Genomic DNA, 16,824 nt, shown 5'->3' with positions numbered 1-16,824 from the left:
GACCTCCGGCGGCTCGCGCTCGTTCTACAGCACCGCGACCGGTGGCGCCTCCTCGGCCGCACCGGCCCGCGAGGGCTCCGGCGGCGGCGCCCGCCGCGGCGGACGGCGCGCGCAGGGCTGAGCTTGTCGGTGCGCCGCTAGCGGCGCACCGCGGTCGGCTCTCTGAGGTGGTTGCGATTCGCAGAGCGGGTCGCGAACGCCTACGGCGATCCGCTGACACGCGGATCACCGGTTCGGCTCGTGGGTGCTGCTTCGGCGGCGCGTGCGGGTCGAGTGGGCGATGAAGGTGTCGAAGGCCGGGAGTTCCTCCTGCGGAGTCGTCCGTGGGAAGAAGTCCCGGCCTTCGTCGTTCCTCCGGTCTGTCGTTGACAGTGCGTGGGTGCGGTCGGCTCGCGCGGCGGGGGGGCCGGTAGCGCGATGCCGCGAGGCGTCGAGAGCGCGCAGGGCTCGGAACGGTGGTCGCCGCGGTCGGCGTTCGCAACCGAGGTCAGGAGCGCGCTGTGGGCCCGATTCTGCGGGCGGAGCGGTCCTCGACCTCGAATACGCACGGACCCGGTCAGCAGGCATGCGGGGTGCGCGCGGACGGGCCTGATCTCCGGAACCGATTCCTTCGTCGGATCTCTGATGACGCTGCCGCGCTGTCGACGCCGCCCAGAAAGTCGGCCGCGATCCGGGCTCAGCCACCATCGTGGCTGACGGTCACTCTCAGCTGACGTACTGCTCGGAATCGCACTCCCGGCCCCGGACACTGCGCCTCGAGCTGCCGCCCCAGATCTCCACACCTCTCGCGCGCGAACCGGCTCAAGCACGGCTCCTCGCCATCAGGCCCGCGGCACGCGGCCCCTTCGGCGGAAGTCGCGGCAGCGCTTCGCCTCCGGAGAGTGGCGCCGAAGCGCGCGGCGGAGCCGAACGTGCGATCCGCGTGCCAGCGGATCGCGCTAGGCGGAACGCACCACGCTCCACGGAACGCGACCACCCCTCAAAGCCGACCGCGGTGCGCAAGACGAACACCGCGGAGCCGAACGCGCGATCCGCGTGCCAGCGGATCGCGCTAGGCGGAACGCAGGACGCTCTCGGGAACCGCGCCCCGTGGAGGAGCCGACCGCGGTGGGCCGCCCCGCGGCCCACAATCCAACGCAGCCCGACCGCGGTGCGCCGCCCCGCGGCGCACAAGACGAACACCGCGAAGCCGAACGCGCGATCCGCGTGCCAGCAAATCACGCTGGGCGGAACGCACCACGCTCCGCGGAACGCGACCACCCCCGGAAGCCGACCGCGGTGCGCCGCCCCGCGGCGCACGAGACAACACCGCGAAGCCGAACGCGCGATCCGCGTGCGAGCGGATCGCGCTAGGCGGAACGCACCACGCTCCGCGGAACGCGATCACCCCTGGAAGCCGACCGCGGTGGGCCGCCCCGCGGCCCACGATCCAACGCAGCCCGACCGCGGTGGGCCGCTCCGCGGCCCACCGTTCAACGCAGTCGGCCGACCGAGGCCAGGGCCGCGCGGACCAGGGCGCCGCGTCCGCCCTCCATCTCGGCGGAGACGGCGTCGGAGCAGGCCTCGTCGGGGGTCATCCAGGTGAGCTCGAGGGCGTCCTGGCGCGGGTCGCAGGTGCCGGTCACGGGGACGACGTAGGCGAGGGACACCGCGTGCTGGCGCTCGTCCGTGAAGGGGCCCATGCCGGGCATGGGGAAGTACTCGGCGACGTGGAAGGGCAGCGGGCTGGCCGGCAGCAGCGGGAACGCCATGGGGCCGAGGTCCTTCTCGAGGTGCCGGAAGAGGGCGTCGCGCAGCGTCTCTCCGTACATCACCCGGCCCGACACGATCGTGCGCGTGATCTGGCCCGACGGCGTCGCGCGCAGCAGCACGCCCACCTCCGTGACCTGGCCGAGCCCGTCGACGCGCACGGGCACCGCCTCGACGTACAGCAGCGGGAGCCGACGGCGGATCTCGGCGAGTTCGTCGTCGGACAGCCACCCGGAGTTGGGGTCAGGGGTACGCACGCTCATGGAGCCATTCTTACCCGACGTTCGTGTCGGTCCGGTTTCGCAGCGGGTGCGGCGGGGCCGGCGGCGATGATGGAGCCATGGGAATCGATCCGAACGCCGTGCTGTGGTCCTCCTCCGAGAAGGACCGGGTGGGGCGCCCGCTGCTGGTGCTCCTGCACGGGTACGGCTCGCACGAGGGCGACCTGTTCTCGCTCGGCGCGTACCTGCCGCTGGAGCCCGTGCTCGCGTCGCTGCGCGCCCCGCTCGCCCTGGACGGGCGGGCGAACGCGTGGTGGCCGCTGCGCCTGCCGATGGATCCGGAGGAGTCGCGCACCGATCCGGCCGAGGTCGAGCAGCCGACCCAGGACGTCCTCGACTGGCTGGACGCGCTCGACCACCCGGGCCCGATCGGACTCCTGGGCTTCTCCCAGGGGGCGGCGCTGGCGGTGCAGCTGCTCCGGCGTGCGCCCGGCCGCTTCGCGTTCGCGGTCGCCCTCTCGGGGTTCGTCGTGCCGCTGCCCGAGGGCGACGACGCGGACGAGCGCCTCGCGCGGGAGCGCCCGCTCGTGTTCCGCGGTCGCGGGACGCTGGACACGGTCATCCCGGAGAGGGCGGTGACGGAGGGCGACGCGTGGTTCCCGGCGCACACCGAGCTCGACTCGCGCGTCTACGAGGGCGTGGCGCACGGAGTGAGCCAGGCCGAGATCGCCGACGTGAGCGCCTTCGTCCGCCGCGCGTTCGGCTGAGCCGCCGACGGCGGGCGCCGCGTCAAGGGTTTGCCCGGGGCGGACGCCGCGGCCAGTGTCGGTGGTGGCAGGGAGGATGGAACCATGCCCACCGATCTCGGCGGCAGCGCTCTCGAGCGCTTCTCCCCCGCCACCCGCGCCTGGTTCCAGGGCGCCTTCCCGGCGCCCACCGCGGCGCAGGAGGGGGCCTGGTCGGCGATCTCGTCGGGCTCGCACGCGCTCGTGGTCGCTCCGACCGGTTCGGGCAAGACGCTGTCGGCGTTCCTCTGGGCGATCGACCGCCTCGTGCAGGGCCCACCGCCGGAGGATCCGCAGCACCGCACGCGCGTCCTCTACGTCTCGCCGCTGAAGGCCCTCGGCGTCGACGTCGAGCGCAACCTCCGCTCCCCGCTCGTCGGCGTCACCCAGACGGCGCTGCGGCTGAACGCCGAGGGCATCGGAGTCGCGCCGTCGACCGTCACGGTCGGGGTCCGCTCCGGGGACACCCCCGCGGCCGAGCGGCGCGTGCTGCAGAAGACCCCGCCCGACATCCTCATCACCACGCCCGAGTCGCTCTACCTGATGCTCACCTCGGCCGCGCGCGAGTCGCTGCGCGGCGTCGAGACGGTGATCGTCGACGAGGTGCACGCCGTCGCCTCGACCAAGCGCGGGGCACACCTCGCGGTCTCGCTCGAGCGCCTCGACGCCCTGCTGCCGAAGCCGGTCCAGCGCATCGGCCTCTCGGCGACCGTGCGCCCGCGCGAGGAGGTCGCCCGGTTCCTGGCCGGCCGCTCGCCGGTGTCGATCGTGGCGCCGGTGTCCGAGAAGCAGTGGGACCTCACGGTCGTCGTGCCGGTCGAGGACATGTCCGAGCTCGGGGCGGCCGCTCCGCAGGAGGGCTCGACCATGGGCGCGACCGGCCCGCAGAGCGGATCGATCTGGCCGCACGTCGAGGAGTCGATCGTCGACCGCGTGCTCGCGCACACCTCCTCCATCGTCTTCGCCAACTCGCGCCGCCTCGCCGAGCGGCTCACCGCCCGGCTGAACGAGATCTACTCGGAGCGCCGCGAGGCCGACCTCGAGCGGGCCCGCGCGGCGGCCGAGCCCGTCGCCGTCGGAGCCCTCGTCGACGAGGCGATCGGATCGATGGCCACGGGGGCGTCCCGCCGGGCCCCGGCCGAGCTCATGGGCGCTTCCGGCGGCACGAGCGGCTCCGGCCAGTCGGCCCCCGACGACGAGCCGCTGCTCGCCCGCGCCCACCACGGCTCCGTCAGCAAGGAGCAGCGGGCGATCATCGAGGACGACCTGAAGTCCGGGCGCCTGCGCTGCGTCGTCGCGACGTCGAGCCTCGAGCTCGGCATCGACATGGGCGCGGTCGACCTCGTCGTGCAGGTCGAGACACCGCCGTCGGTCGCCAGCGCCCTGCAGCGCGTCGGCCGCGCGGGCCACCAGGTCGGCGAGGTGTCGCGCGGCGCCTTCTACCCCAAGCACCGCGCCGACCTGCTGCACTCCGCGGTCACCACCGAGCGGATGCGCTCCGGACTGATCGAGGCGATCCAGGTCCCCGCGAATCCGCTCGACATCCTCGCCCAGCAGACCGTCGCCGCCACGGCGCTCGACGCGCTCGACGTCGACGACTGGTTCGACACCGTCCGCCGCAGCGCGCCGTTCGTGTCGCTGCCCCGCTCGGCCTACGAGGCGACGCTCGATCTGCTGTCCGGCCGGTACCCCTCCGACCAGTTCGCGGAGCTTCGGCCCCGGCTCGTGTGGGACCGCGACGCCAACACCCTGACCGGCCGTCCCGGTGCGCAGCGCCTGGCCGTCACGAGCGGCGGCACGATCCCCGACCGCGGGCTCTTCGGCGTCTTCATGGTCGGCGAGCCCGGCTCCACCGGCAACCGCGTCGGCGAGCTCGACGAGGAGATGGTCTACGAGTCGCGCGTCGGCGACGTGTTCGCCCTCGGAGCGACGAGCTGGCGGATCCAGGAGATCACCTACGACCGCGTGATCGTGACGCCCGCCTTCGGCGAGCCGGGGCGCCTACCGTTCTGGAAGGGCGACTCCCAGGGCCGGCCCGCCGAGCTCGGCGAGGCGATCGGCGCGTTCACCCGCGAGCTCGGCGGGTCGGCCGCCGACCCGGCCCGGGCGCGCTGCGCCGAGGCGGGCCTGGACGAGTACGCCACGAACAACCTGCTGTCCTTCCTCGACGAGCAGCGGATCGCGACCGGGCAGATCCCGGACGACCGCACGCTGGTGCTCGAGCGCTTCCGCGACGAGCTGGGCGACTGGCGCCTCGTGCTCCACTCGCCCTACGGCATGCAGGTGCACTCGCCGTGGGCCCTCGCCGTCGGTGCCCGCGTGCGCGAGCGGCACGGCGTCGACGGCGCGGCGATGGCCGGCGACGACGGCATCGTCGTCCGGATCCCCGACACCGAGTCGGAGCCGCCGGGCGCCGAGCTGTTCCTGTTCGAGCGCGAGGAGCTCGAGTCGCTCGTGACGAGCGAGGTCGGCGGGTCGGCCCTCTTCGCGGCGCGCTTCCGCGAGTGCGCGGCGCGGGCGCTGCTCCTGCCCCGCTACAACCCCGGCAAGCGCTCGCCCCTCTGGCAGCAGCGTCAGCGCGCCGCACAGCTTCTCGACGTGGCCCGCACCTACCCGACGTTCCCGATCATCCTCGAGACCGTGCGCGAGTGCCTGCAGGACGTCTACGACCTGCCGGCGCTGCTGCGCCTGGCCGCGCGGCTCGACGGGCGCGAGCTGCGGATCCTCGAGGTCGAGACCCCGACCGCGAGCCCGTTCGCCCGGTCGATGCTGTTCGGCTACGTCGCCGCCTTCATGTACGAGGGCGACAGCCCGCTCGCGGAGCGCCGGGCCGCCGCGCTGTCGGTCGACGCGGCCCTGCTGGGCGAGCTGCTCGGGCGCGCCGAGCTGCGCGAGCTGCTCGACCCGGTCGTCCTCGCGCAGATCGAGCGCGAGCTGCAGCGGATCGTGCCGGAGCGGCGCCTGCGCGGGCTCGAGGGCGCGGCCGACCTGCTCCGCCTGCTCGGTCCGCTGACCATGGACGAGCTCGGCGAGCGCCTCGTCGAGGAGTCCGTCGCCTCGGCGGACGTCGCGGCCGCTCCTCCGATCGGGCGCGACACGCTCGAGGCGGTCGTCGCGCAGCTCGTGAAGGCGAAGCGCGTCCTGCCCGTGGGCCTCGGCGGCGAGCAGCGCTACGCCGCGATGGAGGATGCGGCGAGGCTCCGCGACGCCCTCGGCGTGCCCCTGCCGATCGGCGTGCCGGTCGCGTTCATCGACCCGGTGCGCGATCCGCTCGGCGACCTCGTCGCCCGCTACGCGCGCACCCACGGCCCCTTCACCGCCGCCGCCGTCGCGACGAGGCTCGGCCTCGGCGTCGCGGTCGTCACCGACACGCTCCGCCGCCTCTCGGGCGAGCGGCGGGTCACCGAGGGCGAGTTCCGGCCGAACGGCACGGGCAGCGAGTGGTGCGACGCCGAAGTGCTCCGCCGCCTCCGGAGCCGCTCGCTCGCCGCGCTCCGCAAGGAGGTCGAGCCGGTCGACGGCGCAGCCTACGGGCGGTTCCTCCCGGCGTGGCAGCACGTCGGCGGATCGCTCCGCGGCATCGACGGCGTCGCCTCCGTCATCGAGCAGCTCGCCGGAGCGCCGATCCCGGCGTCGGCGTGGGAGACGCTGATCCTGCCCTCGCGGGTCCGCGACTACTCCCCCGCCATGCTCGACGAGCTCACCGCCACCGGAGAGGTGCTCTGGGCCGGCGCCGGCACGCTGCCCGGCAACGACGGCTGGGTCAGCCTGCACCTCGCCGAGACGGCCGGGCTCACACTGCCCGTGCCCGGCGAGACGCTGCCGCTCGGCGAGCTGCAGCAGGAGATCGTGGGGGTCCTCGGCTCCGGCGGCGGCTACTTCTTCCGCCAGCTGTCCGACGCGGTCGGCTCGACCGACGACTCCGCCCTGGTGGACGCGCTCTGGGAGCTCGTCTGGGCCGGGCTGCTCACCAATGACACGCTCGCTCCGCTGCGCACCCTCGTCGGCACCAGCGGAGGAGCGCACCGCCAGCCGCGCGCACCCGCCCGGGCCCGTGCGCCCCGCGGCCGCATGATGACCCGGCCGACGATGCAGACCCGCGTCGGCCCGCCGACCGCGGGCGGCCGCTGGTCGATCGTGCCGCTCGCCGAGTCCGATCCGACGGTCCGCGGGCACGCGCTCGGCGAGGTGCTGCTCGAGCGGTACGGGATCGTGACGCGCGGCTCCGTGCAGGCCGAGGGCGTGCTCGGCGGCTTCGCGCTCGCCTACAAGGTGCTCAGCGGCTTCGAGCAGCAGGGCCGCGCCCGCCGGGGCTACTTCATCGAGAAGCTCGGAGCCGCGCAGTTCGGCACCGCGGGCAGCGTCGACCGGCTGCGCACCTTCGTGCCGCAGGACGACGCGCGCGACCGCCCGCGGCCGGTGCTGGCCCTCGCGGCGACCGATCCCGCGAACCCGTTCGGCGCGGCGCTGCCGTGGCCGCAGGGCGAGGGGCACCGGCCCGGACGCAAGGCCGGCGCGCTCGTCGCGGTGGTCGACGGCGAGCTCGCCGTGTACCTGGAGCGCGGCGGCAAGACCGCGCTCACCTTCACGAGTGACGAGACCGCGCTGGCGGACGCCGCCGGCGCGTTCGCTCAGCTCGTGCGATCCCGCGGAGTCGAGAAGCTCACCGTCGAGAAGGTCGACGGCGACTTCTCCCTCGGCACCGCACTGGGCGACGCCCTCGTCGCGGCCGGCTTCGTGGCGAACCCGCGCGGACTCAGGATGCGCGCGTGAGCGCCGGGAGGAGCGCCCGTGCCCGAGGGTGACACCGTCTACCGATCGGCGCACAACCTGGCGGAGGCGCTCGACGGGCAGGTCCTGACGACCTGCGACGTCCGCGTGCCGAAGTACGCGACCGTCGATCTCACCGGCGAGACCATCGACTCGGTGGTGCCCCGCGGCAAGCACCTGCTGATGCGCGTCGGGGAGGCGCTGATCCACTCCCACCTCAAGATGGAGGGCAGCTGGCACCTCTACCCGCGCGGCGGCGAGCGGCCGAAGTGGCACCGCCCCGCGTTCCAGGCGCGCATCGTGCTCGAGACCGCGCAGTGGCAGGCCGTCGGCTTCGAGCTGGGGCTCCTCGAGATCGTCCCCCTGTCGGCCGAGGAGGACGTCGTGGGCTACCTCGGTCCCGACCTGCTCGGGCCGGACTGGGACGCTGAAGAGGCGCTCCGTCGCCTCTCCGTCGACCCCGAGCGCCCGATCGGGCTCGCCCTGCTCGACCAGCGGATCATGGCCGGCCTCGGCAACGTCTACCGCGCCGAGCTCTGCTTCCTCCGCGGCGTGCTCCCGACCCGCCCGGTCGGCGAGTGCGGCGATCTCGTCCGCACCATCGCCCTCGCGAAGAAGCTGATCACGGTCAACCGCGAGCGCATCGAGCGCACCACGACCGGAAACCTCCGCCCGGGGCAGCAGCTCTGGGTGTACGGGCGCGACCGCCGGCCGTGCCGACGCTGCGGCACGCCGATCAGGCAGGGCGAGCTGGGCGACAGCGAGCTGCAGCTGCGGGTCACCTACTGGTGCCCGCACTGCCAGAGCTGACGGTCCGCACCGCGGTGTGCAGCCCCTCCCGCCGCTCAGCGGGCGGGGCGCGCCGTCCGGGCGGCGGCGGCCGCCCCTGCGGCATGCTGAGACCCGAGCATCACTCGTCTCCCTCCGGTCGGATACGCCGCTTCGGAGCCCTCCGACGACGCATCACGCCAGCACTCCGACTCGATCACGCCAGTCGCTCCGCGACCTGAGACGAGTCGCTCCCGGGAACCCATTCTTGTGTGGCCCTGACCCGAGAGCACGAGAGCGAGACGACCATGACCCGACCCCCCACCGACACCATCGCCCCCACGATCCACCGCCGGACGGTCCTCGTCGGCGCCACGTGGAGCGTGCCCACGATCGCGGTCGCGATCGCCGCGCCTCTGGCCGCCGCGTCCGGCGGCACTCCGTCCGTCTCGCCCGCGAACGGCACCGTGATCACCACCTGGAAGGGCGATCACCACTACGGCAGCGGCAACTCGAACCCGAGGCGGCGCGCCTACGACCTGCCCGTCACCGTCACGGACGCCACCGGCGCCGCCGTCGCGAACGCGACCGTCACGATCGTCGCAACCGGTCGCAACAGGGACGGCGATCTCCTCGCCGTCCACACCTCCCCGGCGCCGTCGAACGGCGGACCCGAGAGCAGCCCCAGCCCGACCGCGACGCTCACCACCGGCCCGTCCGGCACCGCCCTGTTCGCGATCAGCACGCAGAACCTGTCGTCGGGCGAACGCCCCGCCGACGCCGTCCTCACCATCACCGTGACCACGCCCGGTGGATCCGCGACCTCGGTCGTGTCGGTGCACCTCACCGAGAACGACTGACCGGCACCACCGATCGGCCGGAGCACTCGCCGGTCGCCTCCTCGGGTGGGGCCGCTCTCCCCTCCCGCTGGACGCCCCGGAGCCCGGTCGGTGCTACTCCGCCTTCGCCGCCCGCGGAGACGGCACGTGCGCGCTGTGGACGCTCAGTCCGAGCCGCTCGACCGACTCGACGCGCGGGGCGACCTCGCCGCCGTTCGCGACGATCCAGCTGCCGACCAGCAGCAGCTCGTCCTGCCCGGCCGTCAGCGGCCCGCTGACGGCGAAGGTGCCGAGCGTCGGAGTCGAGAACGTCACGCGCACGGGATCGCCGTGCTGCAGCCCTTCGACGGAGCACTCCCCCGCGGGCGCCTCGGGCGCCGCGGCCAGCGCCAGGCTCTGCACCTCCGTGCCGGTGCCGAGGAACACGTCGGCGACGACGAGCTCGCCGCCCACCGCGCGGCCGACCACGCCCTCGATGCCGTAGAGGCCGTAGCGGGGCGAGCGGATGAGCATCCGCACGTCGTCGCCGACGCCGATCTCGGCGAGCGCTCCGCGGATCGACTGCACGTCGCGGCGGGCGGGAGCGGAGGCGAGGGCGTCGAGGATCTGCATCCGATCAGGGTAGCCCGCCGACCACCGCCGCCTCGGGGAGGGTGCCCCGGAACGACGAAAGCCCCGCCGGAGCAGGGCTTTCGAGAGGTGCGGAGTCGGTGGGATTTGAACCCACGGAACCCAATAAAGGGTTCTCCACCTTAGCAGGGTGGTGCACTCGACCGGACTATGCGACGACTCCCGAGCGCCCGCTGGGCGAACGCACGACGACCATCATAACCGTACGCGGCGCACCGGGACGACACCGCGGGCGCGGGCTACTGCTCGTCGAGGGTGCGGCCGACGGTGCACGTCTCCTGCTGCGCGGTCTGGCCGGTGACGTCGCTCGGCAGTGCCACCGCGGTCCCCTCCGGAGCCGGGGCCGGGGAGGCGGCTCCGGTCGGCGCCTCCGCCACCGGGGCCTCGGCCGCGGGCTCGGACGGAACGGGCGTCGAGCCGTCGGCCGCCTCCGAACCGCCGCCGGTCGTGCCGGTCAGCGCGATCGGCTGATCGGCCTGCAGTGCCGCGGTCAGCGTCGCCGCCGCCTCCTCGCTCGGGTAGACGCCGTTGCCCTCGATGAAGGTGGGGTACTGCACGAAGACGACGTCGGCGAGGTCGACGTCCTTCACGGCCAGGCCGATGGAGACCATCGTGTTGACGTTCTCGAGCGACGTGGACAGCTGCATGTTCGAGACGGCGGCCTTCGCGAGGCCGTAGAGGGCGACCGGGTTCGAGAGCGTCGACGCGCTCTTCACCTTGCGCACGAGCGACGAGAGGTAGACCTGCTGACTCGAGATGCGGGTGAGGTCGCTGCCGTCGCCCACGCCGTGCCGGGTGCGGAGGAACGCCAGGGCCTCGGCCCCGACGAGCGTGTGCGTCCCGGCCGAGAGGGTCAGCCCGGTGTACTCGTCCTCGAGCGGCGTGGCGACGCAGACGTCGACTCCGCCGACCGCGTTCGACATCTCGATGACGCCGTCGAACTGGATGAGCGCCGCGTACGGGATCTCGAGCCCGGTCAGCTGCTCGACCGTCTGCACGGTGCAGGCCAGTCCCCCGAGCTCGAGCGACTGGTTGATCTTCTCGGAGCCCACCGCCTCGGTCACCGATCCGGTCGCGGGATCGGTGCACGACGGGATGGGGACGTACAGGTCGCGCGGGAAGCTGACCACCTCGACGGACGAGTGGTCCTCGGAGATGTGCATCAGCATCGTCACGTCGTTGAGGTTCTCGGTGCGCTCGCCGAACGCGCCCGCCTCCGACCCCTCCGCGCTGTCGCTGCCTGCGAGGAGGATGTTGACCCCGCCCTCGATCGCGCCGATCTCGGGGACCGGGCTCCCCGACGAGCCCGCCTCGAGGTCGACGGAGGGCCGGGCGCTGCCGGCGATCATCGAGACGGCGATCACGACGATGCAGACGGTGCTGAGCACGCCGACGCCGACGCAGGCGGCGAGGATCCGGCCGAGTCGGCGCAGGCCGCTCTGCGGGCGCAGACGGCCGTGGCGGGCGGCGGTCCGGCGCGACGGGGCGGCTTCGCTCATCGGATGGATCTCCCTCTCGGTGTCGCCGCGGGAGTCGCTCCGTGCTGGTCCCGGCGGTCGGGCGCTCGAGGAGGGGCGTCTCCCGCTGATCGGGGCCCGCCTCGGCTCAGCCGAAGAATCCGACCGAGCAGGTCTGCTGGTCGGCGCTCTGGCCGGTCACCGAGTCTGGCAGCGCAACCTTGGATTCGCCCGCAGGAGCCGGGGCGGGCGTGCCCGGAGTCGCCTCGGCCGGGGCGGGCGTGCCCGGAGTCGCCTCGGCGTCGCGAGCGGCTCGGCGGTCGCGGGCCCCGCCGGGATCTCGGACTGCGCGGGCGCCGGGGCGGCGGGCCCTCCCTCGACGACGGCGCCGCCGCCGGTGCCTCCGGTGATCGAGATCGGCTGGTCGGTCTGCAGCGCGGTGGCGAGCACGTCGCCCGCGGTGCGCTCGGGAACGACTCCACCGTAGGTCTCGGCCGTCGGATACTGTGCGAACACCACGTCGGCGAGGTCCACGTCACTGAGGGCGAGGCCCATCTGCACCATCGTGTTGACGTTGTCGAACTCGGTCGAGAGCGTCATGTTGCCCAGCGCCGCCTTCGCGAGACCGTAGAGGGCGACGGGGTTCAGGAGCCTGTCGGCGCTCTTGATCTCGCGCACCAGGGACGAGAGGAACACCTGCTGGTTGCTGATGCGGGTCAGGTCGCTGCCGTCGCCGATGCCATGGCGGCTGCGGAGGAACTGCAGCGCGGCCATGCCCTCCAGCGAGTGGGTGCCGGGCGAGAGGTAGGTGTTCGTGTAGGGGTCGGCGATCTCGGTGGCGACGCAGACCTCGACTCCGCCGACCGCGTTCGACATCTCGATGACGCCGTTGAACTGCACGACCGCCCCGTAGTCGACGCGGACGCCCATCAGGTCCTCGACCACTCCGGCGACGCAGCCCAGGCTGACGTCCTTGCCCATCGCCTCGTTGATCTTGGTGCCGGCGCGCTCGGGGATCGTCTCGCCGGTCGCGGCGTTCACGCAGGAGGGGATGTCGACGTACATGTCGCGCGGGAACGAGACGACCGTGGCGTTCGTGTGGTCGGCGGACACGTGCAGGAGCATGTTGACGTCGTTGAGGACGCTGGTCTCCTGATCGGGGTCGCCGTAGGCGTCGCCCTGCCCCTGACGGGAGTCGCTGCCGACGACGAGGACGTTGAAGCCGCCCTCGAGGGCGCCGATCTCGGGTGCCGCTCCGGCGGCGCCGACGCTGGACCCGGCGGCGACGGGGTGCAGATCGACGGAGGGCTGCGCGGACTGCACGAGGAGGGTCGCGGCGATCGCGACGACGGAGATCGAGGCGGCGATGCCGACTCCGGAGACCGCGGCGGCGGCCTTCACGAGGGTGCGGGGGACGCTGTGCCGCTTCTGCCGACCGTGCCGCACGAACGGACGCGGGGACCGCGCCGACTCGTCGGCGGCGGACCGGTCCGTCGAAGGGCGCGTCCTGAGCATCCGTCTCCCGTTCGCGTGCTGGGTGCTGCCTGGTTCCCGCGCGCCGCAGCCGGGCGGGGTGCCACCGGCGTGTGCGCGTCGGGACATAGTACCCGGCGGCCTCCGGAACGGTCGGGGAGACCGGATCGCGACGAGTCGGGCGGCAGCGGATCGTGACACGCCGGTAGCGTGGAACCGATCCCGGCGAACGGACATACCTGGACATGACCACCTCCTCACCGCCGCGGGACGCCGCCGAGTCCTCCTGGGCCTCCGTGCTCGCGGGCGACCCGGACGGCTTCGGCCGGCTCTACGACACCTTCCGGCACCGCGTCTTCTGGCACGCACTGCGGCATACCGGCGCCCTGCACGACGCCGAGGACATCGCCGCCCTCGTCTTCCTCGAGGCGTGGCGCAAGCGCGCGGGCATCCGGCTCGTCGACGGGTCGCCGCTGCCCTGGCTGCTCGCGACGACGAACAACGTCGCCCGCAACGTGGACCGCTCCCGCCGCCGGCACCGGATCGCGCTGAGCCGGCTCCCCCTGCACGAGGAGTACGGCGAGTTCACCGACGAGTCGGACCGGCGGATGGACGACGCACCGCTGCGCGAGGCGATCCGCCACGCCTTCGCCGGGCTCTCCCGGCGCGATCAGGACGTGCTCTCGCTCTGCGTCGTCGCCGGGATGCCCGTCGCCGAGGCCGCCGCCGTCCTCGGCGTCCCCGTCGGGACCGTGAAGTCCCGCCTCTCCCGCTCCAAGGCGAAGCTCGCCGCCCTGATCGCCGACCTCACCGCCGACGCCGCCACCGATGGAGGTGCACGATGAACGAGAAACCCGTCATCGATCCCGCTCGCGATCGCGCCTTCCGCGCGATGATCGTCGAGAACGCCCGCGCCGAGAGCGCCCGGCCGTCGCTGCGCGGCCGCGCCTCATTGCTGATCGGCCTCGTCGTCGCCGCGCTGCTCGTCTCGGGCGGCGGAGTCGCCCTCGCCTTGACGGGCGTCCTCCCCGGCCCGGTCTCCGCACCGGCTCCAGTCGAGACCGTGACGGTCACTCCGACGCCCACTCCCCCTCCGACGACCGCCCCGGCACCGCCCCCGGAACCGGAGCCCACGCCGACCCCGACCCCGACGGCCGCCGACGTCGGCGGCTGGACCATCGGCTTCGACGGTGTCGGCCCGATCGCGTTCGGCGGCACGACGGCATCGGCGACCGCCGCGCTCGACACGACGGACCTCGTGCCGTTCGACTTCGGAGTCGAGGAGTGCCGGGCGGACTACCGGCAGCTGCCCGGCAACGACCGCTCGTTCGTCGGCGTGGACTCCGACGAGGCAGGTGCCGTGGACGGCATCGAGGTCGCCGACTACCCGACCGACGAGGGCGCGCAGCTCGGAGGAGCCCTGCCCCGCACCGCCGAGGGGATCTCGACCGGCTCGACGCGCGAGGAGCTCCTCGCCGCCTACCCCGGTCTCGTCGAGGAGGCGCCGGTCGCCGGAGACGGCCTCTACTCGCTGGCGGGACCCGAGGGACGCACCCTCTGGTTCCGGGTCGCGACCACCACGGAGACGGTGGGGGCCATCACCCTGACCGCGTTCGCCGACTACACGATCGGAGGCTGCGGCGCGTAGGGCCGGGGCGTCCCGCCGGACGCGCGGACGGCGTGGAGCAGTGGAGGCTGCGTGATCGGGCGGAGGGCGTGGGATTCGAACCCACGAGACATCTCTGCCCACCAGTTTTCAAGACTGGCTCCATCGGCCGCTCGGACAGCCCTCCCGGCCGCGCTCCCGAGGGGCGCGACAGTCGATGGTAACCGACGGGCGTCCCGGGGGCGGGGACCGCGTTCGGAACCGAGGGCGGGAGGGTCGCGGGGCGGCGCTCGATGCCGCCGGCGGGCTCTCCTGACCTCGGTTCGGTGCAGCCCTCGTCAGCGCAGCGCCGAGAGGGCGGCGGCCACGCCGTCCTCCTCGACAGGGGGCACGACGGCCGAGGCGACCGCGCGGACCTCGTCGGGCGCCTGCCCCATGGCCAGGCCGGCGCCGTGCTCGGCGGCCCAGGTGAGCATCTCGATGTCGTTGCGGCCGTCGCCCAGGGCGACGACGTCGGAGCGCTGGATGCCGAGCTCCTCGCGGACGACCTCGAGGGCGGTCGACTTGTTCACCCCGTGGGGCGCGATGTCGAGCCAGGCGGTCCAGCCGATCGCGTAGCTGACCTGGTGCAGGCCCATCTTCTCGACGAGGCCCGAGAACTCGTCGATGCCGGTCTCGGGCGAGATGACGACGACGCGGGTGCAGAGCCGGCCCAGCAGCTCCTCGAACGGGACGTGGGCGGTCTCGACGCCCATCACCGCGCCTCCGGGGAACGCCTCGGTGTAGAAGAAGGCGCCGTGCTCGTCCTCGACGGCGTAGTGCGCCTCGGGCAGGAAGCGGAAGATGTTCTGCAGCACCTCGGTGGGGTCGAAGGTCTTGACGATCTCGGGGCGGTAGCCGCCCTCGACGCCCTCGTCGCGGCGCAGGGTGACGGCCCCGTTGCAGCAGATCACGTACTCCGGGGCGATGCCGAGGCGCGCCACGACCGGCAGCGTGGACGCGGGCGAGCGGCCCGTGGCGAGCATGACCTCGTCGCCCTGGCGCTGGACGCGCAGGATCTCGTCGATCACGGCATCGGTGATGGTGCCGTCCTCGTGCATGACGGTGCCGTCGATGTCGAGCGCGACGAGGCGGCGGCCGGAGGCGGCGCTCATGCCGTGGCGACCGGCTCGAGGACCTCGAGGCCCCCCAGGTGCGGGCGCAGCGCCTCCGGGACCACGACCGAGCCGTCGGCGCGCTGGTGCGTCTCGAGGAGGGCGACGATCCAGCGCGTAGTGGCGAGCGTGCCGTTCAGGGTGGCGACGGGAGCGGTCTTGCCGGACTCGGTGCGGTAGCGGGTGTCGAGACGGCGGGCCTGGAACGTGGTGCAGTTCGAGGTGGACGTGAGCTCGCGGTAGGCGTCCTGGGTGGGCACCCACGCCTCGACGTCGAATTTGCGCGCGGCGCTCTGACCGAGGTCGCCGGCGGCGGTGTCGATCACGCGGTAGTGCAGGCCGAGGCTCTGCAGCATGCCCTCCTGGTAGGAGAGGAGGCGCTCGTGCTCGGCCTCCGCGTCCTCGGGCAGCGTGTAGACGAACATCTCGAGCTTGGTGAACTGGTGCACGCGGATGATGCCGCGGGTGTCGCGACCGCCCGAGCCCGCCTCGCGGCGGTAGCAGGTGCTCCAGCCGGCGTAGCGCTTGGCTCCGCCGGCGAGGTCGAGGATCTCGTCGCTGTGGTAGCCGGCGAGCGCGACCTCGCTGGTGCCGGTGAGGTAGAGGTCGTCGTCGCGGAGGCGGTAGACCTCGTCGTCGTGCTCGCCGAGGAAGCCGGTGCCGTCCATGATCTCGGGCTTGACCAGCGTGGGGGTGATCAGCGGGGTGAAGCCCGCCTCGAGCGCGCGCTCGAGGCCCAGGTTCATCAGGGCGATCTCGAGGCGGGCGACGAGGCCCTTGAGGAAGTAGAAGCGGGCGCCGCTGACCTTCGCGCCGCGCTGCATGTCGATCCCGTCGAGGAGCTCGCCGATCTCGAGGTGGTCGCGCGGCTCGAAGTCGAAGACGGGGCGCTCGCCGACGGTCTTCACGAGCTCGAACTCGTCCTCGCCGCCGGCGGGCACGCCGTCGATGATCGGGTTGGCGATGCGCTTCACGAGCGAGGTGAAGCGCTCGTCGGCCTCCGACGCCTCCTGCTGGGCCTGCTTGGCTCCGGCCGCGAGGCGCTGCGCCTCCTGCACCAGGGCGGCCTTCTCGTCCTTGGGGGCCTTCGCCACGGTCTTGCCGAAGGCGTTCTGCTCGGCGCGCAGCCGCTCGGCCTCGGTGATCGCCGCGCGGCGCACGCGGTCGGCCTCGAGGGCCTCGTCGACGAGCTCGACGGAGTCGCCGCGCGCCTCCTGCGAGCGCTTGAGGACGTCCGGGTCCTCGCGGAGAAGTACGGGATCAATCACCCCGGCAGTTTAGCGGGGTGCGCATGAAGGCCTCCCCACCTGGGGATCGACCGAGCAGGCCATCCGATCGGGGGCAGTGCTGCGAATCTGTAGAGTCCCCTCCC

General features: G+C 73.3%; 12 protein-coding genes and 2 tRNA genes. 6 read left to right on the top strand and 8 right to left on the bottom strand.

The window, feature by feature from the left end:
* Positions 1-1,472: 1,472 nt before the first annotated feature.
* The gene (locus B0T42_RS13245; RefSeq protein ID WP_077223543.1) at positions 1,473-2,012 is read right to left on the bottom strand and encodes an NUDIX hydrolase family protein; all 540 of its coding nucleotides are present in this window, start codon (positions 2,010-2,012) and stop codon (positions 1,473-1,475) included.
* Positions 2,013-2,089: 77 nt separating this feature from the next.
* Between B0T42_RS13245 and B0T42_RS13240 the strand changes: the two genes are divergently transcribed.
* The 4 genes from B0T42_RS13240 (at position 2,090) to B0T42_RS13225 (ending at position 9,153) form a co-directional block, all read left to right on the top strand.
* Complete coding sequence (locus B0T42_RS13240) at positions 2,090-2,737, top strand: alpha/beta hydrolase (RefSeq protein WP_077223542.1); 648 nt, start codon at positions 2,090-2,092, stop codon at positions 2,735-2,737.
* An 84-nt stretch (positions 2,738-2,821) separates the two neighbouring features.
* Positions 2,822-7,528, top strand: coding sequence for an ATP-dependent helicase (locus B0T42_RS13235; protein ID WP_077223541.1), 4,707 nt, complete (start codon positions 2,822-2,824; stop codon positions 7,526-7,528).
* Between the two features lie 18 nt (positions 7,529-7,546).
* On the top strand, positions 7,547-8,335 hold the full coding sequence (locus tag B0T42_RS13230; RefSeq protein WP_077223540.1) for a DNA-formamidopyrimidine glycosylase family protein: 789 nt from the start codon (positions 7,547-7,549) through the stop codon (positions 8,333-8,335).
* Between the two features lie 266 nt (positions 8,336-8,601).
* On the top strand, positions 8,602-9,153 hold the full coding sequence (locus B0T42_RS13225; protein WP_077223546.1) for a transcriptional initiation protein Tat: 552 nt from the start codon (positions 8,602-8,604) through the stop codon (positions 9,151-9,153).
* Positions 9,154-9,246: 93 nt separating this feature from the next.
* Here the strand turns inward: B0T42_RS13225 and B0T42_RS13220 are convergent, their stop codons facing one another.
* The 4 genes from B0T42_RS13220 to B0T42_RS13205 all read right to left on the bottom strand — a co-directional run bounded on the left by B0T42_RS13220 (position 9,247) and on the right by B0T42_RS13205 (position 12,734).
* Positions 9,247-9,744, bottom strand: coding sequence for a hypothetical protein (locus B0T42_RS13220; protein WP_236720283.1), 498 nt, complete (start codon positions 9,742-9,744; stop codon positions 9,247-9,249).
* 90 nt (positions 9,745-9,834) lie between these two features.
* Positions 9,835-9,925 (bottom strand) — tRNA-Ser (locus B0T42_RS13215).
* Positions 9,926-10,001: 76 nt separating this feature from the next.
* Positions 10,002-11,261 carry an LCP family protein gene (locus B0T42_RS13210; RefSeq protein WP_077223539.1) on the bottom strand — a complete coding sequence of 420 codons (1,260 nt, stop codon included), beginning with the start codon at positions 11,259-11,261 and terminating at the stop codon, positions 10,002-10,004.
* A gap of 156 nt (positions 11,262-11,417) precedes the next feature.
* Positions 11,418-12,734, bottom strand: coding sequence for an LCP family protein (locus B0T42_RS13205; protein WP_139344515.1), 1,317 nt, complete (start codon positions 12,732-12,734; stop codon positions 11,418-11,420).
* A gap of 203 nt (positions 12,735-12,937) precedes the next feature.
* Between B0T42_RS13205 and B0T42_RS13200 the strand changes: the two genes are divergently transcribed.
* Complete coding sequence (locus B0T42_RS13200; RefSeq protein WP_077223538.1) at positions 12,938-13,537, top strand: RNA polymerase sigma factor; 600 nt, start codon at positions 12,938-12,940, stop codon at positions 13,535-13,537.
* Positions 13,534-14,340 (top strand): hypothetical protein, encoded by an 807-nt coding sequence (locus B0T42_RS19595; RefSeq protein ID WP_077223537.1) that lies wholly within the window; start codon positions 13,534-13,536, stop codon positions 14,338-14,340. Before B0T42_RS13200 ends, B0T42_RS19595 begins: the two co-directional genes overlap by 4 nt.
* Positions 14,341-14,400: 60 nt before the next feature.
* On the opposite strand, the gene B0T42_RS13190 is transcribed toward B0T42_RS19595, so the two are convergent.
* The 3 genes from B0T42_RS13190 to serS form a co-directional block, all read right to left on the bottom strand.
* Positions 14,401-14,485 (bottom strand) — tRNA-Ser (locus B0T42_RS13190).
* Positions 14,486-14,636: 151 nt separating this feature from the next.
* Complete coding sequence (locus tag B0T42_RS13185) at positions 14,637-15,452, bottom strand: HAD family hydrolase (protein WP_077223536.1); 816 nt, start codon at positions 15,450-15,452, stop codon at positions 14,637-14,639.
* The gene (gene serS, locus B0T42_RS13180; RefSeq protein WP_077223535.1) at positions 15,449-16,720 is read right to left on the bottom strand and encodes a serine--tRNA ligase; all 1,272 of its coding nucleotides are present in this window, start codon (positions 16,718-16,720) and stop codon (positions 15,449-15,451) included. The genes B0T42_RS13185 and serS overlap by 4 nt, the downstream gene beginning before the upstream one ends.
* Positions 16,721-16,824 lie beyond the last annotated feature (104 nt).

Source organism: Rathayibacter rhapontici (assembly GCF_001995175.1).
Lineage (GTDB): Bacteria > Actinomycetota > Actinomycetes > Actinomycetales > Microbacteriaceae > Rathayibacter.
This window is presented reverse-complemented; position numbering and strand designations above follow the sequence as displayed.

Excerpts from the sequence above, each read along its gene's own strand:
- B0T42_RS13245 (WP_077223543.1), bottom strand. The coding sequence starts at position 2,012 with ATGAGCGTGCGTACCCCTGACCCCAACTCCGGGTGGCTGTCCGACGAC.
- B0T42_RS13240 (WP_077223542.1), top strand. The coding sequence starts at position 2,090 with ATGGGAATCGATCCGAACGCCGTGCTGTGGTCCTCCTCCGAGAAGGAC.
- B0T42_RS13235 (WP_077223541.1), top strand. The coding sequence starts at position 2,822 with ATGCCCACCGATCTCGGCGGCAGCGCTCTCGAGCGCTTCTCCCCCGCC.
- B0T42_RS13225 (WP_077223546.1), top strand. The coding sequence starts at position 8,602 with ATGACCCGACCCCCCACCGACACCATCGCCCCCACGATCCACCGCCGG.
- B0T42_RS13220 (WP_236720283.1), bottom strand. The coding sequence starts at position 9,744 with ATGCAGATCCTCGACGCCCTCGCCTCCGCTCCCGCCCGCCGCGACGTG.
- B0T42_RS13210 (WP_077223539.1), bottom strand. The coding sequence starts at position 11,261 with ATGAGCGAAGCCGCCCCGTCGCGCCGGACCGCCGCCCGCCACGGCCGT.
- B0T42_RS13205 (WP_139344515.1), bottom strand. The coding sequence starts at position 12,734 with ATGCTCAGGACGCGCCCTTCGACGGACCGGTCCGCCGCCGACGAGTCG.
- B0T42_RS13200 (WP_077223538.1), top strand. The coding sequence starts at position 12,938 with ATGACCACCTCCTCACCGCCGCGGGACGCCGCCGAGTCCTCCTGGGCC.
- B0T42_RS19595 (WP_077223537.1), top strand. The coding sequence starts at position 13,534 with ATGAACGAGAAACCCGTCATCGATCCCGCTCGCGATCGCGCCTTCCGC.
- B0T42_RS13185 (WP_077223536.1), bottom strand. The coding sequence starts at position 15,452 with ATGAGCGCCGCCTCCGGCCGCCGCCTCGTCGCGCTCGACATCGACGGC.